Here is a 24442-nt window from a genome sequence, read left to right as displayed (position 1 = left end):
GTGGCCACGGCGCACACCAGCAACCAGACTGGCCCCATGACGGAAACGGAATCCATCGCCTACGACGTCGTGGTGCTCGGTGCCGGACCCGTGGGGGAGAACGTCGCCGACCGCGCCCGCGCCGCCGGCCTCTCCACCGCGGTCGTGGAGAGCGAACTGGCCGGCGGCGAGTGCTCGTACTGGGCGTGCATGCCCAGCAAGGCACTCCTGCGCCCGGCCATCGCCCGCGCCGACGCCCGCCGGGTACCCGGCCTCTCCCAAGCGGTGCAGGGTCCCCTCGACGCCCCCGCGGTGCTCGCCCACCGCGACTACTACACCTCGAACTGGAAGGACGACGGCCAGCTCGCCTGGCTGGACGGCATCGGAGCCGACTTCTACCGCGGACACGGCCGGCTCGCCGGACCGCGCACCGTGACGGTGGACGGACCCGACGGTGAACGCAAAACGCTGACCGCGCGGCACGCGGTCGCGGTCTGCACCGGCACCCGTGCCCTGCTCCCCGACCTGCCCGGGCTCGCCCAGGTCAAGCCGTGGACGAGCCGCGAGGCCACCAGCGCGCACGCCGTGCCCGGACGGCTGATCGTGGTGGGCGGCGGTGTCGTCGCCGCCGAGATGGCCACCGCCTGGCAGGCCCTCGGCTCCCAGGTCACCCTGCTGGTCCGCGGCAAGGGCCTGCTGCCCCGCATGGAGCCCTTCGCCGGGGAACTGGTCGCGGAGGCGCTGACCGAGGCGGGCGCGGACGTGCGCACCGGCGTCTCGGTGACCGCGGTCTCGCGCGAGGGCTCGACCGTGGTCGCCCTCACGGACACCGGCGACCGTATCGAGGCCGACGAGATCCTGTTCGCCACCGGCCGCGCGCCCCGCACGGACGACCTGGGCCTGGACACGGTCGGCCTGGAGCCGGGCAAGTGGATCGAGGTCGACGACAGCCTCCGGGTCATCGGCAGCCAGTGGCTGTATGCGGTCGGCGACGTCAACCACCGTGCCCTGCTCACCCACCAGGGCAAGTACCAGGCCCGGATCGCGGGAGCCGCCATCGCCGCCCGTGCCGCCGGGGTGCCGCTGCTGGAGACGGACCCCTGGGGCGCGCACGCCGCGACCGCCGACCACGCGGCCGTCCCGCAGTGCGTCTTCACCGACCCGGAGGCCGCGGCCGTGGGCCTCTCCCTCGCGGAGGCGGAGCAGGCGGGCCACCGGGTCCGGGCCGTGGACGTCGACATGGCCTCGGTGGCCGGCGCCGGCCTGTACGCGGACGGCTACCGGGGCAAGGCCCGGATGGTCGTCGACCTCGACCACGAGATCCTCCTCGGTCTCACCCTGGTCGGCCCCGGCGTCGGCGAGCTGATCCACTCGGCGACCGTCGCCGTCGTAGGACAGGTCCCGATCGACCGCCTGTGGCATGCCGTCCCGTCCTACCCGACGGTCAGCGAGGTGTGGCTGAGGCTCCTGGAGGCCTACCGGGACGCGTGACGCGGGGGCGGGACACCGGGGGCGACGAGGGCCCAGCGACCCAGGGCGCCGCGTCGCGCGGCGCCCGGCGTGCCGCCGTACTCCCGGTGTCAGGCCAGTGACACCAACTCCCGGTACTCCTCGCTCCACAGGTCCTCGTCCGCGTCCGGGAGCAGCAGCACCCGGTCCGGGCGCAGGGCGTCGAGGGCTCCCTCGTCGTGGGTGACCATGACGAGCGCGCCGGGATACGTCGCCACCGCGGCCAGGACCTCGGAGCGGGAGGCCGGGTCGAGGTTGTTGGTCGGCTCGTCCAGGAGGAGCACGTTCGCGCCGGAGTGGACGAGACCCGCCAGGGCGAGCCTGGTCTTCTCGCCTCCGGAGAGGACCCCGACCCGCTTGTCGGCGTCGTCGCCCGTGAACAGGAACGAGCCGAGCACCCGCCGCACCTCGCCGTCGGTGAGATGCGGCGCGGCGGCGGTGAGCCGGCCGCGGACCGTGCCGGCGGGGTCGAGCGTGTCGTGCTCCTGCGCGAAGTAGCCGAGGCGCAGCCCGTGCCCGCGCACCACCCGACCGCTGTCCGGGCGGTCGTGACCGGCGAGCAGACGCAGCAGCGTGGTCTTGCCCGAGCCGTTCGGGCCGAGGATCACCAGGCGGCTGCCCCGGTCGACGGCGAGGTCGACGCCGCGAAGGACGCGCAGATCGCCGTACGACCTGGTCAGGGCGACCGCGCCGAGCGGCATCCGGCCGCACGGGGCGGGTTCGGGCAGCCGGATCCGGGCCACCTTCTCCGTCTGCCGGACCGGCTCGAGGCCGGAGAGCAGGCGGTCGGCGCGGCGGGCCATGTTCTTCGCCGCCACGGCCGTCGACACATGGGCGCGCATCCTGTCCGCCTGCGCGTGCAGGGCCGCCGCCTTCCGTTCGGCGTTCGCCCGCTCCCGGGCCCGCCGCCGATCGGCGGCGTCGCGCTGGGCGAGGTAGGCCGCCCAGCCGGTGTTGTGGACGTCGAGCGTGGCGCGGTGCGGGTCCAGGTGGAACACGCGGTTGACGACGTCGGCCAGCAGGGAGGTGTCGTGACTGATGAGGACGAGCCCCGCCTGATGGCTGCGCAGAAACCCGCGCAGCCAGGCGATCGAGTCGGCGTCCAGATGGTTCGTCGGCTCGTCGAGGAGCAGCGTGCCGTCGTCCGCGAACAGGATGCGGGCCAGTTCGGCTCTCCGTCGCTGCCCGCCGGACAGGGTGCCGACCGGCTGGTCCATCACCCGGGCGGGCAGCCCGAGGCCGGCGGCGACCCGGGCCGCCTCGGCCTCGGCGGCGTACCCGCCGCGCGCCTGGAACTCGGCCTCGGCGCGCGCATAGGCGTTCATCGCGCGCTCGGATCCGTCGGCCATCGCGGTCTCGGCCGCCCGCAGGGCCCGTACGGCACGGTCGAGGCCCCGGGCTGACAGGATCCGGTCGGTGACCGTGACCGCGGGGTCCGCCGCGCGTGGATCCTGGGACAGGTAACCGACCGCCCCGGTACGGGAGACGGAACCGGCGGCGGGACGCCGCTGCCCCGAGAGGGTGCTCAGGAGGGTGGTCTTGCCGGTGCCGTTACGGCCGACCAGGCCGATGCGGTCGCCGGGCGAGACGTGGAAGGACAGGCCGGACAGCAGCAGACGGGCGCCGACGCGCACGTCGACACCGCGAACGGTGATCATGGGAGAACGCTCCAGAAGTCAATCGGCTCAAGGACACACGGGTGGCGTGGAAACGGGTCCTTGAGCTAAGAGACGCGGGGCGTAGACATGCCCCCAGGCTAACGAGCCCGAGGACGGGGCGCCTCTGATTTACCGGCCGGGACACCCTGGCGAGCACCGTCCGGGCGACCTTGCCGCTGTACCTGCTGGTGGCCGGTGGCCCGCTGCCCGGGTCGTCCGGCAGCCGGGTGGGGTTCGGCGCTCGGCAGCATGACGGCCCGGCAGCGGCGCCGGCTTGATGGTGTGACGGCCCGGTCCGGCAGTCCGACGGTCCGGGCACGCCGGTGGCGTCGCGCGGTGGCCAGGTGACGTCCGCCGATGGGCCGGTGACGTCCGTCCGGGTGTCAGCCGGGCAGTGTGATGCCGCGCTGACGTCCGCCCGGGATGTCAGTCCGGCAGGGGGAAGCCGAGCGTCTCGGCTGCCAGCCGCGGCGTCGGCTGGGCCCAGAGTTCCGCTGTCGCCTGGTTCGAGGACAGCGAGCGCAGCTCCGCGTGGTCGAGGTAGAGCGTGCCGTCCAAGTGGTCCGTCTCGTGCTGGACGATGCGCGCGGGCCAGCCACTGAACACCTCGTCAACCGCTTGCCCGTGCTCGTCCAGCGCCGTCAGCCGCACCTCGGCGTGCCGCGCCACCACGGCCTGCCAGCCCGGAACGCTCAGACAGCCCTCGAAGAACGCCGCGCGCCCCGGACCGACCCCTTCGTACGACGGATTGACCAGCACACGGAACGGCTGCGGCACCCGACCCCGTACGACGCGGACCTCCTCCGGCACCGGCGCGGGGTCCTCGATGACGGCGATCCGCAACGGCACGCCGACCTGCGGCGCGGCCAGACCGACCCCCGGCGCCGCGTGCATCGTGGCGCGCAGGGCGGCGACGAACCGGGCCAGCAGGCCCGGGTCGAGTTGTCCGTCGAACGGTTCCGTGCCTCGGCGCAGTACGGGGTCACCGGCCGCGACGATCGGCAACGGACCCTCGTGGCCGAGGAGTTCCTCGACCAGGTCGCTCAGAGTGATGCGCGGGGCGCTGCGGTCACGTTCGGATGCCATCGCGCCAGGATGCCAAGCCGGATCGAGCCGATCGAGGCGGCGCAGGGTGAGTCCCGCGACTTTCCCTGTGTGACGCAGGCCACATGCGAGCCCGGGAACTCGTCGCTCCCGCGCCGCGACCCACTGGCCCGCTGCCGCCAAGGGGGCCCAACTCCCCGGCCCACGGCTCTTTTCCGTCCCCGGCCCGAGCGGAGAACACTGTCGATGAGATCGCGCGCCGGAGGGGCGGGCGCACCCGCAGCGGCCGGGCCGGGCGGCGTGATCCGGTACGCGACGGCCGGAGGGGCACACCTCCGGACCCGCCCGGCCGGTCCGCCGTGATCGACGGACCGCCCGACACGCGAGAAGGCCGGTCACCGAGGTGACCGGCCTTCTCGCCGGGTCCGAACCCGGGACGGAATCTCCCGGGCCGGATCGGGTCAAGCCTGTTCGAAGTCGCCCGCGAGCGCGGACGCGATCCGCAGGTGCGACGCGGCTTCGTCGGACCGGCCGAGGCGCTGAAGCGTGCGCCCCAGCATCAGCCGGGCGTAGTGCTCGACCGGGTCGAGCTCCACGAGCGCGCGCAACTCGGCTTCGGCACGGCGCAGTTGGGCCGAGTGGTAGTAGGAGCGCGCCAGCAGCAGCCGGGGTCCCGTCTGCTCCGGCACCTCCTCGACCAGTCCGCCCAGCACCCGCGCCGCCGCGGCATAGTCCTTGGCGTCGAAGAACAGCCGCGCCCGCTCCCAGCGCTCCGCGGCCGTCCCGTGGTCGTAGTACGTCGTCTCCATCGCTGACCTCTCCACCGCTGACCTCCTTCGACGGGCCACAACCGCGCTAGTTGGTTGAATATTCCACGAACCTGTGCGGGTGTCCGGGGGTGCCCGGGGCCGCGGAGGGGGCTACGCGCCGGCGAGTTCCGCGTTGGCCCGCTCGGTGACGAGGGCCAGCACGCGCCCGGCGGTCGCCAGGTCCTCGGCCGGGATCCCGGCGTACACCCGGGCCGCGATCTCGTTGCCCGCGCTGCGGATCGACTCGAACAGCCCCCGGCCGCCGTCCGTGAGGGACACCTGCTCGGCCGTCGGCTCCTCCAGGAGCTTGCGTGCCGTCATCTCCTCGACGGCACGCAGGGCGGCCGGCTCCGCGATCTTCAGTCCGCCGGTCAGCCGGCCCACGAGCCGGGCGCGCTCGATGGTCCCGCCGCTGTCGGAGACGGCCCGCAGGGCCACGGACTGCTCGAAGGTGGTGCCGCTGCGGGCCAGTACCCGCTCCAGGGCGGCGCGGCTCGCGTAGTGGGCGAGGCCGATGACCTGGCCGTTGACGGAGGGAACAGAGGTGGTCATGGCTACTCCTCGGGTGAAACCTCTTCGGAAGGGGGTGGAGCCTCGCCGGAACGCGGCCCGGCTCCGGTGTGCGGATCGAGCGGTACGTCGAGCAGGACGGCCAGCTCGTGGCTGAACGCCCGTGTGCGCGCGCCGTCGAGCCCGCCCAGTGGTTCGAGAAGCTGATCGAGCAGGCCCTGGACCACGGTGATCGCGCGGAGGGTGATCTCGCGCCCGTCCTCGGTGAGGGACAACCGCACCGCACGGGGGTCCGCGGGATCCCGGGTGCGGTCGACAAGCCCGGCCGCCTCCAGGGAGCGGGCCAGCTTCGAGACGTAGAGCGGTTCGAGCCCGGTGTGGTCGGCGAGCCGGCGCTGACTGGGGTGATGCCCGCCCCGGTTCATGCTGTACAGCGACGCCACCAGCGAGTACTGCGCGTGTGTCAGGCCCAGCGGGGCCACCGCCCGGTCGACCGCGACGCGCCATTTCATCGACAGGCGCCAGACGAGGAAACCGGGCGTCGCGTACTCGGATACCGACTTCGCTGGACTCATACAAGAAACAGTACATGGACATTATGTCCATGGCTACTATTTCCTCGAACGGCCTGTTCCATCGCGTACGAACCGGGGACCGGGTTCTGGGCCCGCCGCGCCGGTTCTGAGCCAAGTGCCCCCCAATGGGCGGATCGATGGCCTGACGAGAGGTCCCCGACGGGGCTAGGTTGGGCGCCATGAGCAATCTTGATCGGGAGGCGGTTCCCGCCCCCTGCGGTGGCCGCGGGTTCGTGGTGGCCGAGCCGGTGCGCGAACTCCTCAGCCCCCGCCGGGTCAAGCTCGGCGAGTCCACCGAAGTCCGCCGTCTGCTGCCCAACCTGGGCCGGCGCATGGTCGGCGCGTGGTGCTTCGTCGATCACTACGGGCCCGACGACATCGCCGACGAGCCCGGCATGCAGGTTCCGCCGCACCCGCACATGGGCCTGCAGACCGTCAGCTGGCTGCACGAGGGCGAGGTGCTGCACCGCGACTCCACGGGCAGCCTCCAGACGATCCGCCCCCGCGAACTCGGCCTCATGACCTCGGGCCGCGCCATCAGCCACTCCGAGGAGAGCCCCCGCTCGCACTCCCGCCTGCTGCACGGCGCGCAGCTCTGGGTCGCCCTGCCGGACAGCCACCGGAACACCGACCCGCGCTTCGAACACCACGCCGAACTGCCTGTCGTCACCGCCCCCGGCCTGCGGGCCACGCTCCTGCTGGGCACCCTCGACGGCACTGCCTCGCCCGGCACGGCGTACACGCCGATCGTCGGCGCCGACCTGGCCCTCGCGAGCGGCGCGGACGTGCGCCTGCCGCTGGAGCCCGACTTCGAGTACGCCGTCCTCGCCATGTCCGGCGAGGCTCATGTCGACGGCGTACCGGTGGTCCCGGGCTCCATGCTCTACCTCGGCTGCGGCCGCACCGAGCTCCCGCTGCGCGCCACGACGGACGCGGGCCTCATGCTCCTGGGCGGTGAGCCGTTCGAGGAGGAGCTGATCATGTGGTGGAACTTCATCGGGCGGTCCGACGAGGATATCGCTCAGGCCCGTTCGGACTGGATGAAGGGCTCCCGTTTCGGTGAGGTGGTGGGGTACGACGGTGCACCGTTGACCGCCCCCGAACTCCCGCCTGTCCCGCTGAAACCGCGTGGCAGGGTGCGCTGACCTGGGGTTCCAGCTCTGGCGCACGCCTCCCGCGGGACACGGTTGTCTCCGCTCGGCACCCGGTTTCCCTGAGGGGCGATCGCTCCTCAGGGAAAACCTCGACGGGCAAAGCCGCGTTCTCACGTCTGGCCATCTGCAGACGGGTTCAGTCAGCCTAATGCTGACCCAGTGCCGGCTTTCCTGACGGAGCGTCAGCACTGTTGTGGTGGTTTCGCAGCTGTTGGAGCACCCGCCCCGGAGCTGCCGCTCGCGTGTTGGCCAGGCCGAAGTCGGCAGGTTCTTGGTCCCAGGACGTTTTTGGGTGAACACCAGCTGCTGAATGTCCAGTTCACCAGCCTCGGTCTCATGACCGAAGAGACGATCACCGCGCTGAAGAACTACGACTGGCTCGTCCGAAGCAAGGGCTTGGACGAGGTTGAGTCGCACGGGGGGAGCGACTCGTTCGTGTCGGGCGATGGCGGCTATGAGATCTCACTGTTGACCGATCCGGGGTTCACGCCGGGGACGCGACAGGAGTCCTAAGGCGCCCTCTAGGTCTCTGAATCGCTGGCTGGCTGTCTGCTGGCGTCGCTTCTGCATGCCGTTGCCAGTGAGAGCCTGCTGCACGATCGGATGACATCTGAACTGGCCGGGGTTTGCTCAGCGGTTGCCACCGCTTCCTACGCCGCCCGGCACGTCCGGCGCGGCCGTGTCGCAGCTCGATGCGTGTCCCTCGGACAGGTCGGACGCCGAGTGGGTGGTGGTCCGCGACACGATGCCGGTGCCGCCGTGGCACGAAGGGGAAGAACATGTACACTCGTCCGAAGATTGGACCTAGTGGATTCCGCCGACCGAGCCCTGGCGATCAGTCAGGATCCCGGCGAGTTCCTCTCGACCTACTGATATCCACTTCGTGGTGATGGTCATGGTCCGCGGTGGTTCGGGAGCTGGTCGGGGGGCTGGTGTAGTGGCAGCGGCTGCATGCGATATGACCAAATCGTTTGGCCTTGACCGCTCGGAATGCCACGTCGTGCCGGGTGGAGAGATTCCCGGGCAGGCGTACAGTGCGGGCCTGGCGGCGCTCCTCCTCGAAGGTGCCACCCAGGACGTTATGCCGGTACTCGGCGGACCAACGCAGCTGTTGACGGACCGCCAGGTCGCTGAGGCTCGCGCCCCAGGTCGGCAGGCTGGTGATACCGAATGCGTATTCCTGAAACCACGATCGTGGACTCCATGTCCGCGCGCCAGGTCCGGCAAGGCATGACCGATCACGAGAACTGACTGACCATCACCATGGAACGGAACCCACCGGGACCCTGGTGATGAAAAACGCCGTCGCCGACAGCCACGTCCATTGACGAGGTCCTGTCCTAGGCTATCCGGGGGAAACAGTGCCGCAAACTTTGCTGAGCAAGCCTTGCTGAGCGTCCATGGCCCAAGAAGGCCAGTGGGGGACTTTTCTGAGCCGACGGTCCCCACAGTCGATGAGTTGGACCACTGTATCATTCATGCCCTGCGCATCGACGGTCGGGCGCCGTTCAGCCGGATCGCCGAGGTTCTGGGCGTCTCCACGCAAACAGTCGCCCGTCGCTACGGGCGACTGAGCAGTGAGCTGTCGCTTCGCGTTGTCGGGGTGGTGAACCCGCGGCAACCGTCGGGCGGGAAGTGGATTCTGAGGCTCACGGCCAGCCCGAACACCGCTCAGAGTGTCGCGTACAGCCTGGCTCGGCGGGACGACACCACCTGGGTGCGGCTCGTGGCCGGGGGAACCGAAATATGCCTCGTCATGAACTCCGCGGCGCACCATACGCTGCTGTTCCGCGAGATCCCTCGGGTGGCCAACATCGCCGAGGTGTCGGCGCACCGCCTGCTGCATACCTATCTAGGCGGTCCCACCGCCTGGCAGGGGCACACTACCGCTCTCACCAAGGAGCAGCAGGAACAACTGCGCCGAGCACTCGACTCGTCGGATGACGCTGACGAGCACAAGCTCCGCTCATCCCTGACCCAGGCGGACTGGCACCTGCTGGCCGCGTTGCAGAACAACGGCCGCATCAGCTACACAGACCTCGCCGCCGAGACCGGCCAGTCTTCCTCGACCATTACGCGCCGGCTCGCGGCTTTGCAGGCCAGCGGCATGCTCACCTTCGACGTCGAGATCAGTGCGGAGGTATACGGCATCACCACGCAAGCCCTGCTGTGGATGTCCGTCGCCCCCGCGCACCTGAACCAGGTAGCGAGCACCATGATCCAGCACAGGGAACTGGCCTTCCTGGCCTCTACCACCGGCCCGACCAACCTGGTGGCCCTCGTCCTGTGCAAGAGTCCCGGTGAACTGCATGACTACCTGGCCGACAGGCTCAGCGCGCTGGACTCCATCCGCGTGCTCGAAACAAGTCCTGTCCAGAAGACCCTGAAATCCTGCAGTCCGTTCCTGCACAGCAGCCCGAGACGGAGCAATTCAGCCTGACGCGGGTTCGGGGCCTCCTCGACCAGAGGTCTGATGACGTGGCCCGGCCTGCGTGAAGTGCGCCGAACCACCGCACCCGTCGGATGCGGCGCTCGCCGCTTGATGATTCCGGGGCTCGGCCCCGGAATCATCAAGGTGAGCGGTCGGCCTCTCGGCAGCCTGGGGTCATCAGTGGTTGTAGACGAGGTGGGCGATGCGTTCGGCGATCATGATCGTGGTGAGGTTGGTGACGCTGGAGGGCACGTACGGAATGATCGAGGCGTCCACGACACGCAGGGCGGCGATTCCGTGCACGGCTCCGCGGGAGTCGACGACGGCCTGAGGCGAGTCGGCGGCACCCATGGGGGCGGTGGAGGTGGGGTGACCGTAGATGGAGAGGCTGGATTCGATCACCCGCGTCAGTTCCTCGGCGTCGTCGGGCAGTTCGCGCGGCATCAGAAGCCCGGCGAGCGACGGCGCGAGTGCCGGGTCACGGGCCAGATCACGGGCGATTCGTACGCCTTCGAGCATGCGCCGGCGGTCGCGCTCGGTGCCGAGGTAGTTGTGGTCGATCAAGGGCTGGGCAAGCGGATCGCGGCCGGCGAGGCGCACCGTGCCCTGCGCCTCGGGGAGCACGAGAGCCGTGGACAGGGCGATGACGCCGCCGGCGGGCATGAACGGAGCCCCGCCTGGATGCACGGCGACGACGTTCAGATCGAGTTCACCGTCCGCGGCCTCGCTGGAGGCGGTCCACAGCAGTGCGCCGAGGGCCGGAGCCATCTCCCCTCGCCCCGGGGCGAGTGCATGGACCGCGGGGCAGAAAGGGTGGTCTTGCAGGTGTTGTCCGACGGGTAGGTCGGCGAGGGGCTCGATGCCGAGCGACGCCAGTTCGCCGGCGGGCCCGATGCCGGAGCGCAGCAGGATCGCCGCGCTTCCGTAGGTCCCGGCAGAGAGGATCACCTCGTCGGCATCGTGCACGGTCCCGTCGGCGGTGACCACTCCGGTCGCACTGCCACCGCGGAACAGGACCCGGTCGACGGTGACGGCACCGTGCACCGTGAGATTCGGGCGGGCGCGCACCGCGGCGGTGAGGTAGACCAGCGCGGTGTTCTGCCGGATCCCGTCGAGGACGTTGACCGCGAAGGCTCCCACGCCTTCCTGCTCGGCACCGTTGAAGTCGGTGATCCGCTTGTGGCCGAGGGCGACCGCGGCGTCGATGAAGCCACGATGCGCGGGGGTCAGCTCGGAGTCGGTCAGTTGGCGCACGGGCATCGGCCCGCTTCGCCCGTGAAACTCGTCCTCGCCGGTGGGGGTGTTCTCCAGCTCGCGGAAGTACGGCAGGACGTCGGCGAAGCTCCAGTCGTCGAGCCCGTTCTCGGCCCAGCGGGCGAAGTCGCGGGCACGGGCGCGGAGGGCGGCGCCGGCGTTGACGGCGGAACTCCCGCCCATCACCTTGCCGCGCAGGGCGACCATCGAGGGGCTCAGTCGCCCGCCCCGCGAGGTGTATCCCCAGTCGTGATCGAGATCGGCGATGCGGTTGGCGTCGAGCAGCGCGTCGGGGAACTGGGTGGGGCCGTAGTCCGGCCCGGCCTCGAGCAGCACGACGCGCCGGGCGGGGTTCTCGCTCAGGCGCGCGGCGAGCACTGCGCCGGCCGACCCGCCGCCGACGATCAGGACGTCGGCCGGTTCGACGGAATGGGACAAGGTAGGACCCTTTCGATCTCGTTGGAGTTGGAGCGAGCGTCCCGGTGGCGAGCCGCCGCGGGCGGCATCGGAACCGCGCTCACGGTGCGAACGTGAGCGTTGCCAGAACCGCTTTCAGTTCCGGACGACACCCTTGTTCCGCATGAGGAAGTCGGCCAGGTAGCCATCGTGCGGTACCGAGGGATCCATCCAGTGGGTGTGCTGGCTTCCCAGGTACAGGTTGCTGATGGTCGGCTCGTCGAGCAGGCGGTCGATGAGCCGGCTGTCGTGGGTCATCGCGTTGAGCACGAGCGTGTTCTTCAGCGGCTCCGTGCCGGCCTCGGGTGTCCACGGCGCGATCCACACGCACGGGAACGGCAGTTCCACACCTGCCTGCGGAGCGGCCGGATCGTCGAGTTGGAAGACGGCCGGCATCAGCGCGGCGCTCCCGTCCCCGAGTTCGCCCACGACGCCGTCGCCGCCGAGCCAGGGCCGGGCGCCGGCCGCCTTCTTGAGCAGGTGCGTTTCGATCGCCTTGGCGACCGCGACCGGCTGTACGGGGAGTACGGCCTTGTCGTCCTCGGGCGGCAAGGGGGTCGCGGCGGACAACCGCGCCGCGACCGCCTCGGCGAGCGGAGCCGGGTCGCCCTCCACGAAGATGGCTGTCGTGTTCACGCATCCGGTCCCGCCGTGGCCGCTCACGGATGAGACGATCACGTCCAGGTGGTCGCGCCAGTCCACGTCGGCCGTGATGAGGATCTTCGACCGACCCGGCCCCTGCGGCAGCACCGTCGCGGCCTCGCCGTACTTGCGGGTCACCTCCTCGCCGCCGTACACCATCCCCAGGTCGGCGCCGCGCAGGATGGCGTCGGCACCGGCGTGGTCGGTGGGCAGGAGCACCACCTGGTCGTCGGCGAATCCCGCGCTCCGCAGTGCCGCCACGAGCCGGTGCGGGGTGAAGGGATCGCGGCTCGACGGGCGGACCGCGACGCGGTAGCCCAGTGCCAGTGCCTCCGGCCAGATGCTGTGGGTGCCGGGGTGGTTGCCCGCGGCGTGCACGGCGAACACGTCCCCACGCCGTGTCCACGCCGAACGCCCGGTCCGCGTCAGCGGATCGCGCCAGTTGTCGACCGCCCCCCGTGGGCGCGCGCACTGGACGCTCGCATGAGCCTTCGCCACCCGCTCGGCGACCGTCGTGGTCGCCGTGACGACGGAGGAGATCGGGACGCCACCGACCCTGCTGACAGCGTGTTGGTACTCCTCGACGGTCAGGCCGTCGATCGTCGCGGTCGCGAAGAGCTTGGCCGCACGGATCATCGCGTCGGCCCGTTCGTCGGCCGGCATGATGCTGCTCCGGCGCAGCGCGGCCATGGTGCGGTTGACGTACAACGGCGGCACGAGGCTCAGTTCCGCGAGGGCAGTGCCTGCCACATCGGTGACCGTCTGTATGTTCCTGGAGCGGTAGGCACCCGTTGCACCGAGCGCGGGCAGGTCGATCATCAGTAGACCCCCTCGATGACGTCCTCGTCCTCGAAGACCGCGACCGTGGAGATGTCGGCGACCGAGTCCCCGACCAAGCCGTTCACCTGAGGAATCCGGGTGGCGAGGTCACGTTCCAGGTTGCTGGGCAGCAGGAAGGACTTGCTGACGTGGTTGACCAGCACCCGGCCCCGCTCTCCGTAGGGCACCGGCTCGAGGCTCTTCGGATCGACGACCGTGAAGGTCACGTAGGGGGAGAAGGAGTCGAAGACACACGGATCGTCGAGGGTGATCCCGGCACGCTCGCCCGCGACCCCGATGATCATCGTGCTTCCGTACTCGCCGCACAGCGCGACCTCGGGGAACACCTCGGTCTTGAACAGGTGCCGGGAGTCGGCGTCCATCTGAGTGCCTCCCCACCTGATGCACTTCACCCGCTCGTTCACCAGGGCGACCAGCTTCTCGTCCCTGGCCAGCCGTTCCAGCAGCGGGGGCGTGATGGTGAGCAGGCCGATGTCCTGCGTCCGCAGGACGTCGGCGGCCTGGCCGATGAGGTGCTGGGCGTAGGCGTCGACCTGCCCGAACTGACCGTCGGCGATGAGCCGCTTCACCCAGCGCGGATCGAGGTCGATCGTGAAGCCGTGGCGGCCGTGCGTCACGGCGTGCTGCCGGAACAGGGTGCCCACGACGTGCGGCCCGGTCGGGATGATTCCCAGCCAGTTCCCTCCGCGCGGCACACCGTGGCGGTCCAGGTTCGCGTTGCTCCAGCTCACCATGCGGTCAAGCCAGTCCCGCATCAGAACGACCCGCTTCGGAGCGCCGGTGGTGCCGCCGCTTTCGAAGAACCCGACCACGTCGGGCTGATTTCCGTATCCCCTGGGTATCAGGTCCTCGCCACGGGCGTCACGAAGCTCCGCGGCCATGTTCGGGAAGAGCCGGAGGTCCTCGTGCGTCTTGACGTCGGCTCGCGGATCGAAGCCGAGAGCAGCGGCTCGGTCCAGCCAGAACGTGCAGCCGGTCTCGGGATTGAAGTGCCACTCCATGGCGGCGCGGATGAACTCGTCCGGATCGGGCTGGACGTCGAACGGAAGATCCAGGATCTGGTCTGCGGTGAGCGGCATTATCTCTTCCTCATGGAAAGGGTCGGGTGTCCGGGCACGACGACGATGCCGCCGAAGCCGTGAGAGGCGGTGAGCGCCAGGAGGGTTCGTCGAAGGAGCGGGGACTACGGTTGCAGCCGGCTCGTACGCCATTCGAGCGAGTCGCGGTCATAGCGCAGCCTGCGGTGCAGCCGGTCCGAGCTCGCGGACCAGAATTCGACGACGTCGGGCTGGAGCCGGTAGCCGACGAAGAACTCCGGCCGTGACTGGGGCTCCCCGGTCAGTTCCAGGCTGCGTGCCCTGGCGCGCAGAGCCTCGACGTCCTCCAGCGGCTCGCTCTGCTCGGTGACCGTCGACATGGCGTGCAACGGAATCGGCCGGGCGGACCACAGGGCGTCCGACTCGGCGTCGGGCAGCAGCTCGACCGGACCGGAGACGATGATCTGCTGACCGGTCTCTCGCCAGTACAGCAAACCCGACGCCCACCCCGTAGCGGCGAGTTCGCGTCCTTTCTGGCTGCAGCTGTGGCTGGTGAACACCAGACCGAGGTCGGTGACCTCGGTGATGGCGACTATCCGGTTGGAGGCGCGGCCGCGGGAGTCCGCGGTGGCCAGCGCCAGCGCGCTGGGCTCGCGGACTCCGATGTCCCGTGCCTCGGAAAGCCAGCTGCGCACCAGCTGGAGAGGCTCCGACGGCGGCTTGTCGTACTCGGGGAAGGGGAGGTCGACCTTCCCGCTGAGGGACTCGTATCCACTTGCGTCCATCAAAGGGCCCCCGCTAGACATTGATCGTTCCCTCGGCGACCAGGACGGCGTGCCCGCCGACGTGGACCGAGCTGATCGACTCGCCGACCCCCTCGGCGGTCGCCCTCATGACCGACGGACGTCCCATTTCCACGCCTTGGGTAATTCTGATCTCCTGCCCGTACTCGGCGAACCCGTGTCTGGCCAGGTGAATCGCGAGAGGCCCGGCAGCGGAACCGGTCGCCGCGTCCTCGACCACGCCGTAGGCGGGGGAGAACATCCGCGTCCGCCAGCCCCCGTCCGCCTCGGCGAAGCAGTTGGCGGCCATGTCGGGGAAGCGCGAGAGGGCGCGATGATCCGGGTGGAGAGCGGAAAGCGCCTCGACGTCGCTCAACCCCACGAACACGTGACGCGGCCCGTTGTGGTAGATCTCGACCGGGGTCGTCGATGACCCGACCCCGAGTGCGGCCAGGAGCTCCGTGGCGAGATCGTAGGGCTTCGAACTGGGAACCGGCTGCTCCATCCGGACCCACGCGGCGCCGTCGCGGGTGCCCAGCTCGAACGGGATGGCACCCATCGCGGTCTCCAGCAGCAGCCTGTCGCGTCCCCAGGTCCGGCCGAGCGCGAAGGCCGTGCCGAGCAGCGGGTGCCCGGCGAACGGCAGTTCGTTCACCGGGGTGAAGATCCTGATCCGTGCGTCGCCGTCCTGCTCGGCCGGCAGCACGAAGGTGACCTCGGAGAGGTTCATCTCCTTCGCGATGCGTTGCATCGTCTCACCGGTCAGATCCTCGCTGTCGAAGAAGACGGCGACCGGGTTGCCCAGCAGGGGCTCGCTGGAAAAAGCGTCGACGACCATGTATCGGTGCATTACGGGCGCTCCAGGGCTTGTGCCGGTACCGAGGGCCCGGCGGAGAAGGCGAGGCCGAGCGAGTCGATCCCCTCGGCCACCGCTGCGACGTCGAAGCCGGTGCGGTGGTCGGGTGCGTACCCGATCAGCTCGGCCGCCCGGTTGGGGGGCAGTTGCTGATCTGCCGGAACGTCCGAGTCCCACCACATGACCGCGCCCCAACGGCCGCGTTCACGGTCGGCGATCCACAGCTTCAGGCGCAGTCCCTTGACCTCGTGCCACGGCTCGACGGAGCCGTCACGAAGATCCTTCTCCAGGGATTCGACGGTCTGGTGGGACCTGGCCAGGTCCCACCAGACGACATCCACTCTCATCGGCCGAGCACCCCCTGTATCGCCTCTCTGATGATGCGCGGGCCGTCGACGGTGAGCACCGACTCGGCGTGGAACTGCATCGAGGCGAAGCCCGGCCCGCGGAGCGCGTTCACCTCGCCGGTCTCCTGGTCCCGGCTCACCTCGACCACGCCGATCCCTCCGACGGTTCGCTCGCTCACCGCGCTGTGCGCGGCGAACGTGTTGTAGAAGCCCACTCGTTCGGGCACGCCGAACAGTTCGATCTCACGCTGTACGCCCTGGTTGGGTACCTCGCGGCGGTGCAGCTCGAAGCCGAGCTTCGTGCTGAGCACCTGATGGCTCAGGCACACGGCCAGCATCGGCCGGCGACTCGCCAGCGCGGTGTCGATCGACTGCCGCAGCTTGGCGATCTTGGGGTGGGAGGTCGTCCGCGGATCTCCCGGACCGGGGCCGAAGACCGTCAGGCCGTAGGCCGCCACGTCGTACGGCTCGTCGAAGCGGCGGACCTCCACGGACAGCCCCAGTGACCGCAACTGCTGGTCGAGCATCGCGGTGAAGGTGTCCTCCGCGTCCACGACCAGTGCCGTCATGCCGTCCAGCGAGGCCCCGGCCGACGGGCGGTCATCCTTGTCCCGGAGCCAGAAGCCCGCGATCCCCTCGTTGCGGCGCTCCAGGGCGGCGCGGACCTCCGGGTCGGCCGCGTAGCCGGATGGACGGTCGGACTTGAGCGCGTTGAGCAGGGTCGCCAGCTTGCCGTGGGTCTCGGCGGCCTCGGCCATCGGGTCGGAGTGGCGCACCAGTGTGGCCCCCACGGAAATGTTCATCCGGCCGCCGGGATCGATGTCGGCCGTCCGGATCAAGATCGCCGAGTCGAGTGTCTGCTGTCCGGCCGCGTCCCGTCCGATCAGCGCGGCGACCCCGCTGTAGTAGCCGCGTCCGTTCGGTTCGTAGCGCGAGATGACCTTGGCGGCGCTCTCCAGCGGGCTTCCGGTGACGGTCGGGGCGAACATCGTCTCGTGCAGGACCTCGCGCACATCGCGGTTGGTCCTGCCCTCGATCAGGTATTCGGTGTGCGCGAGGCGCGCCATTTCCTTCAGGTACGGCCCGTGGACGCGCCCGCCGTCATCGCACAGCCGGGCCATCATCTTCAGTTCCTCGTCGAGGACCATGTAGAGCTCGTCGGTCTCCTTGGTGTCGGCGAGGAACTCCATGACCCCCTGCAAGCTGGGGCCGCCGGACGGATACCGGTACGTGCCGCTGATCGGGTTCATGACGGCCGTGCCGCCGACGAGCGAGACGTGGCGCTCCGGTGTCGCACCGACGAGAGTGTTGCGGCCGGTGTGGATGATGAAGGTCCAGTAGGCCTTCTCCTCGCGCTCCAACAGCCGCCGGAAGAACGACAGGGCGCCGGTCAGCGAGTAGTCGCCGATGTCCGCGACGAACGAGCGCTTCATCACGAAGTTGGCGCCCTCGCCGGTGCCGATCTCCTCGGTGACGATCTGACGCACCATCTGCGCATAGGCGTCGTCGTCCATGTCGAAGTGTCCGTCGGTCAGTTCCGTCGGGACCTGCGGGAAGCCGGCGAGCGCTTCGGCGGCCGGCACCGTGTCGCGAGCGGTGAGGCTCATCGCGAGCAGGGGCGTGGCGTCGTCCCGCGCGGCGAAGCCGCGATCGGCCAGCTGCCGGTAGGGGACGAGGACCAGCGTGTCGAGCGCGGGACCCGGCCCGGAGTCGTCGGCCAACGGGATGTCGTCCAGCGACTTGTACTCGGTCACCTGGCCGGCCAGGACGTCCAGCGTGCCGGGGGAGCCGCTTTCGGGACGGTGGATGATCGCGAAGGCGGGTAGTTCCAGCGCGAGAACCTGCTCAAGCAAGGCGCTCATGCGAGCACGTCCTCGGTTCGGACCACCATGGCGCAGCACCGTGCCGCGTATTCGAGGGTCATCTTGTGGCGGTCTTCGGAGAAGTCGCCGAGCGCGTCGGCGACCAGGAAGGGCTGGATGTCGTTGGAGAACGCCTCCAAGGCGGTCGACAGCACACCGATATGCGCGTAGACGCCGCAAATGATCAACTGGTCACGCTGTAGCGCGCGCATGCGCTGGAGCAGCTCCGACCCGAAGAACGCGCTGTAGCGCCATTTCGTGCTCACCCAGTCGTCCGCGTCGGGTTCGAGTTCGGGAACGACCGCGCGTTCGGTCTCGTCAGTGCGCATGCCGGGGCCCCAGAAGTCCTTCAGGAGTCCACGCTGCCGGTCAGTCATCCCGCCGGGCTGGGCGGTGTAGGCCACCGGCACCCCCAGCGCTCCGCAGCGCTTCTTGAGGTCGGCGATGTTGCTCACCAATTCGCTGCGCATGCCGTCCTCGAAGGGCTTGAGGAAATAGCTCTGCATGTCGTGGATGAGGAGCACCGCCCGATCCGGGTCGACGGTCCAGCGCACGGTGTTTTCCGGCAGCGCATCCCTCGGCGGCAGTCTGTAAGGCGCGATCGGCGGTATTCCCGTCATCACAAGGCTCCCTCTCTAGGAATCTCAGTACTCGGACCACGCCGAGACCACCTTGATGGCCTGGGGGGTGTTGAGTCGCGGATCACACAGGCTGGTGACGGGGCCCGACCCCAGCTCGGCCGTGTCCAGCACGCACTCGGTCACGTCGTCGGGGGTCGCCTCGAGGTGAAGCCCCCCGGCCGGAACTCCCGCCAGGTCCAGGACCCGCCGGAAGCCGCGGACTTCCCGGGCGACGGTTTCCACGAGCCGGTATTTGGTGCCGTCAGCCGCGCAATCGGTGTTTCCGTGCATCGGGTCGCTGAGCCAGACCACCGGGTGCCCGGCCGACTGCACAGCCTCGACGAGCCGGGGCAGCCTGTCAGCGACGAGGTCGGCGCCCATGCGCACGATGAGTGAGAGCCGGCCCGGCTCCCGCTCCGGGTCCAACCGGTCGCACAGCTCGACGATCTCGCCGGCGGTCATTGACGGGCCGACCTTGCAGGCAACCGGGTTGGCCACCTGGGCGAGCAGTGCGACGTGCGGGCCGTCGATCTGCCGGGTCCGCTCGCCGATCCACGGCCAGTGGGTGGAGCCGAGTAAGTGCCGACCGCCGTCGAGCTCTCGGAGCATCGACATCTCATAGTCCAGAAGCAGCGCTTCATGGCTGGTCCAGACGACAGGCGCGTGGGGCCGAGGCGCTGACCCGACCCACCCGAGCCGCGTCGTGATCTCCCGCGCCGCCATGTAGCCCGTGAGCATGCGCAGTGGATCGGGACGCCTGCTCTCGTGGGTGGGCTCCGGTCCGTTGATCATGTGCCCGAAGAAGGACGGCAGTTCGTCATCGCCGAGTTTTTCGACCTGGCTGGAGCGGGGCTTGCAGAACTGCCCTGCGATCCGCCCGACCCGCAGCGTGGGCTTGCCGGTGGCGGTCTCCAGGTTCTGGGCGAGCAGATCGATGAGTCCGGTCTTGCCTCGAATGTGCCCAGCGGTGCACTCGGCCGGGTCCTCCGCGCAATCCCCGGCCTGTAGCACCTGCATCTCGCCGGTGGCGACGCGGGCCAGGTGGGAGCGGAGGGTCTCTACCTGCGCCGCGGTCACCAGCGGTGTGACGGACGACAGCATCGCTCGTACGAGCTCGACCTGTGAGGGACTGTCCCATTCGGGCTGATGGCGCGCCTGGGCCCTATCGATGTCGGCAAGGATGTTTCCCATAACGACCTTCTCCATTGATTGATAAGAAGACGCCTGGCGAACGGCGTTCAGGTCGGTATGTCGGCCCGCTTGACCTGAGGGACGGCGATGCCCAGAGCCCTGAACTGCTGGCAGGGGTTCATGAACTCGCGCTGGCGCTTGATCTTCCCGTTCTCGAACAGGAAGGAGTGCAGGAAGTGATTGCGGTAGTGGCCGTCGGGATAGTCGGGGAAGCGGATCGTTCCCTCGCCGTCGCATTCGACCCAGAACTGGTTGGGGTCCTGCGTGTCGAAGATCTCGACGTTCGTCCAGGCCCAGTCGGGGAAGCACTTGAGCGACCATTGGCCGTGGTCACCCAGTCGGTCCCTGCCCGTGATGACGATCGGCTGCCCCGTTTCGGTCGTCCAGAGACCACCGGTGCCGTCTTCGGTGAACAGAAGGTGCCGACGCAGGCGATCCTCCCCGCGGGTATTCATGTACTGCGCCACGATCGCACGGTTGCTCGCTCGCAGTTCCGCGTCGCCGCGGGAACTCGACAAGGTATCGGTGGTTTCAGCGGTGCCGGTGATGTCGACCATTGGCTCTTCCTTGTAGTGCCGAAGTAAAGCGGGATCACCGCGCGCACAAGGGCAGACCCAACAAGTCATGACGACGCTGAAAGAGCACAATCATGCGTTGGTTCATGAGATTTCTGTTGAACCCCCCTCCCGCGCTCGGCGGGTAGGCGGAATCTTGTTCATACCCTGGCTGGTTCGGGAAGCCGATCACCGCTGTCTGGCCGAAAAATTCCAGCCGGTATCACCGTCTGACGGATCTGCTCCATGGCGGGCGTGACTCTGCCCGAGCACTCGTAACACGATCTTGTGGCTGTGGGCTGGTGGGCCGTGTCCGGTGTGACGATTAGTCCGTTGTGGTGGTGTGAGTGCACCGTGGATGATCGATGACGAGCTGTGGGCGCTGATCGAGCCGGTCCTGCCGCCGTGGCCGGAGCGCTCCCCGGGACCGCGGCCGGTGGACGACCGGCTGTGCCTACAGGGGATCCTGTTCGTGCTGTTCACGGGCATCACATGGCAGCAGTTGCCGCCTGAACTGGGCTTCGGCTCGGGGCAGACCTGCTGGCGCCGGCTGTGCCGGTGGACGGAAGCGGGAGTGTTCGACCAGATCCACCGCACACTGCTCGCCGAGTTGAACGCGGCCCGGCGGATCGACTGGACGCGCGCCTGCGTGGACTCCTCCCACGTGCGCGCGAAAAAGGGGGGGGCCGGGGTTGATCCGTCGCCGGTCGATCGCGGCAAGTCGGGCGGCGAACACCACCTGATCCGCGACGGCAGCGGCACGTCGCTGAAAGTGATCACGACCGGCGGCAACGTCCCCGACATCACCCAGGCACTGGCCCTGGTCGACGGCGTCCCGTCCGCGGCAGGCCGACCGGGTCGGCCACGCAAGCGGCCCGAGTCCCTTCCCGGTGACAAGGGTGACGACAGTCGGCACGTCCGAGGCGAGCTGACCCGGCGTCGGGTCCTGCCTGTCATCTCCCGTCGAGGCGAGCCCGACATCCGCGGCCTCGGCAAGCCCCGCTACGTCATCGAGCGGACCTTCGCCCCGCTCCACCAGTTCAAGCGCCTCGCCACCCGCGGGGAACGACGCCTCGACCTCCACGACTCACTCGCATGCGTCCTCGTCTACTGGCGAAGGATCGACAAGCCGACACCATGATCGTGTTACGAGCTCTGAGCCCCGATCCACCGATCGGGGCTCGGGGCGACGGCCAGTCGACCGGGAGTCGGCCCGCCCGCCGGCCTGCACTCCTATCCCCTGTCTGAGGGACGCCCGCGACTGCTACTACCGGCAGCCTGGAGCTCCGGACCGGCACCGGTGCCCGGACACGTGCCGCCTGCCTGGCCGCCGGCGCGCTGGAGCCTCGCATCCGACGTGAATTTCGGCCACGCGAGCCGCGCTCGATGGAACGAACAAGCCAATACGGCGCCACCTGCGGTGGCCAAACCTATGGGGCACTTATGTTCGCGGTGCGCTGCGCACCGCACACCTCGATGATTTCCAGATCGAAGGATTCGGGAAACCATCGCCCGAGCATCGGCCGCGATCACCCATATCTTGCATGACATACCCCACACAAGACAGTTGCCCAACCAGAAGGAATTCCAGTGAAGCGTATCGGTGAACATGCGGTGGTGCTGGGAGCGAGTATCTCGGGTCTACTCGCAGCCCGGGTGCTCTCCGAGGCATTCGACCGGGTAACGGTGGTAGAGCGTGACCAGCTGCCGGAGGGGCAGCGGACTCAGCGGCGAGGTGTGCCGCAGGGCCGTCACGCTCATGGCCTGCTCTCCAAGGGTGCGAAGATCTTCGAGGAGCTGTTCCCCGGGATACTCGACGACTTCGTTGCCGGTGGCGCGCCCGTCATCGACGGACCTGCCGAGCTGCGGATGAGCTTGGGCGGGCACTTGTTGCGCATGGACGGCGAGTACGCCGATCTGTCCCGGACCTACCAGCCGAGCCGGCCGCATCTGGAGAGTCGGCTCCGCGCCCGGATCGGGGATCTCGCGAAGATCAAGCTCATCGACGAGTGCCAGGTCACCGGCCTGGAGACCACCTCGGACAAGGGCGCTGTCACCGGTGTGCGTGTCAGGTACGTGGGCAGCGGCTCCGAGGATGTGATCCCCGCCGATCTGGTGGTGGACGCGACCGGCCGGTCCGGACGGACCACCAAGTGGCTGGTCGAGATGGGATACGAGCCGCCGCTCGAGGAGCGTATCGACGTCGACATCATGTACACCAGCCGGTATCTGCGGCCGGCCCCTGGTTCGATGGGCCGTGAGAAGGTCGTGATCATCGGGCACGCACCGGGGAGCCCCAAGGGCGCGGAATTCCTGGAGGAAGAGGACGGCCGCTGGGTCCTGACGCTGATCGGTTACCGCGACCACCATCCGCCGACCGACCCGGCCGGGTGGGTGGAGTTCGCCAGGCCGTTGGTTCCCGAACACGTCTTCGCGGCGATCCGCGACGCTGAGCCGCTCAGCGAGATTTCCGCGCACCGGTTCCCGGCGAGCGTGCGCCGTCGCTATGAGAAGCTGACCCGATTCCCGCGCAGGCTGCTGGTGGTGGGCGACGCGATATCCAGCTTCAACCCCATCTACGCCCAGGGGATGACGGTGGCCTCGCTCCAGGCGATGGCGCTGCGTGACTCGCTGAGCGGTGACCTGGATCAGGTCGCGCAACGATTCTTCCGCAAGGCCGCCAAGCCCATCGGCGTCGCCTGGAAGATGGCGACCGGCAGTGACCTGGCCCTGCCTCAGATCGAAGGCCCGAGGCCACTTCCCGTGCGGCTCATCAACTCCTACATGGACAAGGTGCTCGCCGCAGCCGAAACGGACATGGTCGTGGCCGAGAAATTCCTGAAAGTCCAGTACTTGCTCGAACCGCCGACAGCAGTGTGCACCCCGGGCATCATGTGGCGCGTTCTGATGGGAAATCGCCGGCGGCGCTTCCCGGCACACACCAGTTAATGGAGGTAACGAAATGACCCTCTCCATCGCCGACAAAGTCCTTCGGCTCTCCCTGACCACGTTCCCGTTCATAGACGCGTCACAGTTCTTTCCATCGCTCTCCACGTACAAGGTTGACAGGGCCTTCGAGCCCGCCGAGTTCGAGGAGGCCATGAAGCACTTCTTCCGGGGGAATCCGCTCTTCTCCAAGTGCCACTTGGTAGAGCTGACCTTCGACACTCCTGAGGATTTCCCCCTCTCGTCATTCCAAGGGCTCCTTGCGGAAAAGTACGAAAGCTATTACGACAGCTTTCTGCTCGCCTCCGTCACCTATCGCTCCGACCCGCACCTGCAGGGCATCTTTACGTGCATACCGTTTCCGCTGCAGGACGGATACAAGGTTTTCCGATTCCACCAGGCGCTGATGAGGACCCTGAAGACTCGGCAGGACGGCTTCCGGATCGCCGAAGGCCTCGCAGAGCTGGGGATCCGGGCTGACGAGCTGGCAGCCTTCTTGCCGCCCGCTCAGACTTCGCCCTCCGGCGCGAGCAAAGAACTCCCCGTCACCTTCACCGAAGGCTCTGACGCGCCGGTCAAGATCGGCCCCTTCATGGAAAAGATGAGGGCAGATTTCCTTGACCGCGACAGCGCGAACATGTTCGTCCTCAAGAACAGCCTTTACTCGCCGAAGCTGCCCCTTGGCAACACACTTCGGTTTCTGACGGTGCCGCGAAGCGTCATCGAGCAGAGCACGGGAATCCAGATCCGTGACTACTATCGCGCCGAGGAACAGCGCGAGATAGACGCGCTGTCTCGCATCGAGCGGCGAGAAGACTTCATTGAAGCCGGCCGGGCCCGAATCGGGAAGATGATTTCCACGCCCGACGTCTTTGCCGTCAACAACTACGGCAATGTATCGGCGCACGACGGCTCGGACGCCCATGCGGACCAAGGCACGCTCGTGAAGTACGAGTGGCATATGCCGCTCATCGTGTTGGGGCTTACCGTGGGCGAGAGGTCCGGACTCTCGTGGACAATCACCATTCGCGACAAGGCGTTCAACTTCGCGACGGTCCGAACGTCTTCGCAGGATGACACCGTCAAGGCGGCTACCGGAAGCAAGCCGGCAGCGTCCGTCGCATGATCCGCCGGTGTGCCGCTAGTATCTGCATCCCGCTTCAGGAGGTTTGGGCGCGGCGGTGACGTGCAGGAACGAGGGGTCTGAGGCTCGGCCTCAGAGTAAATGGCTTGATTATGCGTGAAACACTCGAAGATTTCACGAATAATCGAAGACCGCTCGTCTTCTACCGGTCGGGGGGGGGGGGGGGGGGGGGGGGGGGGGGGTCAGCTCCCGCTCCCCCCCCACCCGCCCCCGGCGCAGAGCGTTTCAACCGACGCCGCAAC

At 68.7% G+C, this 24442-nt stretch carries 22 protein-coding genes; 7 read left to right on the top strand and 15 right to left on the bottom strand.

Going from position 1 to position 24442, the window contains the following annotated elements:
• The first annotated feature begins 36 nt into the window (after positions 1 to 36).
• Positions 37 to 1470 carry a dihydrolipoyl dehydrogenase family protein gene (locus ACZ6KY_RS28350; RefSeq protein WP_469313100.1) on the top strand — a complete coding sequence of 478 codons (1434 nt, stop codon included), beginning with the start codon at positions 37 to 39 and terminating at the stop codon, positions 1468 to 1470.
• 89 nt (positions 1471 to 1559) lie between these two features.
• On the opposite strand, the gene ACZ6KY_RS28345 is transcribed toward ACZ6KY_RS28350, so the two are convergent.
• From ACZ6KY_RS28345 to ACZ6KY_RS28325, 5 genes are all read right to left on the bottom strand, one after another.
• A complete protein-coding gene (locus ACZ6KY_RS28345; protein WP_469313099.1) occupies positions 1560 to 3146 on the bottom strand; it encodes an ABC-F family ATP-binding cassette domain-containing protein in 1587 nt (528 codons plus the stop codon).
• 426 nt (positions 3147 to 3572) lie between these two features.
• Positions 3573 to 4232 (bottom strand): peptide deformylase, encoded by a 660-nt coding sequence (locus ACZ6KY_RS28340; RefSeq protein WP_469313098.1) that lies wholly within the window; start codon positions 4230 to 4232, stop codon positions 3573 to 3575.
• Positions 4233 to 4651: 419 nt separating this feature from the next.
• Complete coding sequence (locus ACZ6KY_RS28335) at positions 4652 to 4999, bottom strand: tetratricopeptide repeat protein (RefSeq protein ID WP_469313181.1); 348 nt, start codon at positions 4997 to 4999, stop codon at positions 4652 to 4654.
• A 111-nt stretch (positions 5000 to 5110) separates the two neighbouring features.
• Positions 5111 to 5551 carry a MarR family transcriptional regulator gene (locus ACZ6KY_RS28330; RefSeq protein ID WP_469313097.1) on the bottom strand — a complete coding sequence of 147 codons (441 nt, stop codon included), beginning with the start codon at positions 5549 to 5551 and terminating at the stop codon, positions 5111 to 5113.
• 2 nt (positions 5552 to 5553) lie between these two features.
• Positions 5554 to 6084 (bottom strand): MarR family winged helix-turn-helix transcriptional regulator, encoded by a 531-nt coding sequence (locus ACZ6KY_RS28325; protein ID WP_469313096.1) that lies wholly within the window; start codon positions 6082 to 6084, stop codon positions 5554 to 5556.
• A gap of 179 nt (positions 6085 to 6263) precedes the next feature.
• Here ACZ6KY_RS28325 and ACZ6KY_RS28320 point away from each other — a divergent pair, with 179 nt between their 5' ends.
• The 3 genes from ACZ6KY_RS28320 to ACZ6KY_RS28310 all read left to right on the top strand — a co-directional run bounded on the left by ACZ6KY_RS28320 (position 6264) and on the right by ACZ6KY_RS28310 (position 9678).
• Positions 6264 to 7229 carry a pirin family protein gene (locus ACZ6KY_RS28320; protein WP_469313095.1) on the top strand — a complete coding sequence of 322 codons (966 nt, stop codon included), beginning with the start codon at positions 6264 to 6266 and terminating at the stop codon, positions 7227 to 7229.
• A 345-nt stretch (positions 7230 to 7574) separates the two neighbouring features.
• The gene (locus ACZ6KY_RS28315; RefSeq protein ID WP_469313094.1) at positions 7575 to 7751 is read left to right on the top strand and encodes a hypothetical protein; all 177 of its coding nucleotides are present in this window, start codon (positions 7575 to 7577) and stop codon (positions 7749 to 7751) included.
• Positions 7752 to 8697: 946 nt separating this feature from the next.
• Positions 8698 to 9678: an Lrp/AsnC family transcriptional regulator gene (locus ACZ6KY_RS28310; RefSeq protein WP_469313093.1), complete on the top strand. Its 981-nt coding sequence runs from the start codon at positions 8698 to 8700 to the stop codon at positions 9676 to 9678.
• Positions 9679 to 9846: 168 nt separating this feature from the next.
• Here ACZ6KY_RS28310 and ACZ6KY_RS28305 read toward each other — a convergent pair whose 3' ends face one another.
• The 10 genes from ACZ6KY_RS28305 to ACZ6KY_RS28260 form a co-directional block, all read right to left on the bottom strand.
• Positions 9847 to 11361, bottom strand: coding sequence for a GMC family oxidoreductase (locus tag ACZ6KY_RS28305; RefSeq protein WP_469313092.1), 1515 nt, complete (start codon positions 11359 to 11361; stop codon positions 9847 to 9849).
• 114 nt (positions 11362 to 11475) lie between these two features.
• Positions 11476 to 12840, bottom strand: a complete 1365-nt coding sequence (locus tag ACZ6KY_RS28300; RefSeq protein WP_469313091.1) for an aldehyde dehydrogenase family protein — start codon at positions 12838 to 12840, stop codon at positions 11476 to 11478.
• Entirely contained in the window at positions 12840 to 13940 is a 1101-nt protein-coding gene (locus ACZ6KY_RS28295) for a phenylacetate--CoA ligase family protein (RefSeq protein WP_469313090.1), read from the bottom strand. The genes ACZ6KY_RS28300 and ACZ6KY_RS28295 overlap by 1 nt, the downstream gene beginning before the upstream one ends.
• A 104-nt stretch (positions 13941 to 14044) precedes the next feature.
• Complete coding sequence (gene phzG, locus ACZ6KY_RS28290) at positions 14045 to 14683, bottom strand: phenazine biosynthesis FMN-dependent oxidase PhzG (protein ID WP_469313089.1); 639 nt, start codon at positions 14681 to 14683, stop codon at positions 14045 to 14047.
• Positions 14684 to 14696: 13 nt separating this feature from the next.
• Complete coding sequence (locus ACZ6KY_RS28285) at positions 14697 to 15530, bottom strand: PhzF family phenazine biosynthesis protein (protein ID WP_469313088.1); 834 nt, start codon at positions 15528 to 15530, stop codon at positions 14697 to 14699.
• Positions 15530 to 15883: a hypothetical protein gene (locus tag ACZ6KY_RS28280; RefSeq protein ID WP_467760772.1), complete on the bottom strand. Its 354-nt coding sequence runs from the start codon at positions 15881 to 15883 to the stop codon at positions 15530 to 15532. Before ACZ6KY_RS28280 ends, ACZ6KY_RS28285 begins: the two co-directional genes overlap by 1 nt.
• Positions 15880 to 17745, bottom strand: a complete 1866-nt coding sequence (locus ACZ6KY_RS28275) for an anthranilate synthase family protein (RefSeq protein ID WP_469313087.1) — start codon at positions 17743 to 17745, stop codon at positions 15880 to 15882. The genes ACZ6KY_RS28280 and ACZ6KY_RS28275 overlap by 4 nt, the downstream gene beginning before the upstream one ends.
• Positions 17742 to 18365: an isochorismatase family protein gene (locus tag ACZ6KY_RS28270; protein WP_467760770.1), complete on the bottom strand. Its 624-nt coding sequence runs from the start codon at positions 18363 to 18365 to the stop codon at positions 17742 to 17744. The genes ACZ6KY_RS28275 and ACZ6KY_RS28270 overlap by 4 nt, the downstream gene beginning before the upstream one ends.
• A gap of 24 nt (positions 18366 to 18389) precedes the next feature.
• Positions 18390 to 19556 (bottom strand): 3-deoxy-7-phosphoheptulonate synthase, encoded by a 1167-nt coding sequence (locus ACZ6KY_RS28265; RefSeq protein ID WP_469313086.1) that lies wholly within the window; start codon positions 19554 to 19556, stop codon positions 18390 to 18392.
• 47 nt (positions 19557 to 19603) lie between these two features.
• Positions 19604 to 20113, bottom strand: coding sequence for a PhzA/PhzB family protein (locus tag ACZ6KY_RS28260; RefSeq protein WP_467760768.1), 510 nt, complete (start codon positions 20111 to 20113; stop codon positions 19604 to 19606).
• Positions 20114 to 20453: 340 nt separating this feature from the next.
• Here ACZ6KY_RS28260 and ACZ6KY_RS28255 point away from each other — a divergent pair, with 340 nt between their 5' ends.
• The 3 genes from ACZ6KY_RS28255 to ACZ6KY_RS28245 all read left to right on the top strand — a co-directional run bounded on the left by ACZ6KY_RS28255 (position 20454) and on the right by ACZ6KY_RS28245 (position 24182).
• Positions 20454 to 21251, top strand: coding sequence for an IS5 family transposase (locus tag ACZ6KY_RS28255; protein ID WP_469313085.1), 798 nt, complete (start codon positions 20454 to 20456; stop codon positions 21249 to 21251).
• A gap of 449 nt (positions 21252 to 21700) precedes the next feature.
• Positions 21701 to 23059 carry an FAD-dependent oxidoreductase gene (locus tag ACZ6KY_RS28250; protein WP_469313084.1) on the top strand — a complete coding sequence of 453 codons (1359 nt, stop codon included), beginning with the start codon at positions 21701 to 21703 and terminating at the stop codon, positions 23057 to 23059.
• 13 nt (positions 23060 to 23072) lie between these two features.
• The gene (locus ACZ6KY_RS28245; RefSeq protein WP_469313083.1) at positions 23073 to 24182 is read left to right on the top strand and encodes a hypothetical protein; all 1110 of its coding nucleotides are present in this window, start codon (positions 23073 to 23075) and stop codon (positions 24180 to 24182) included.
• Positions 24183 to 24442 lie beyond the last annotated feature (260 nt).

Source organism: Streptomyces sp. NPDC042002, from assembly GCF_055588305.1.
This window is presented reverse-complemented; position numbering and strand designations above follow the sequence as displayed.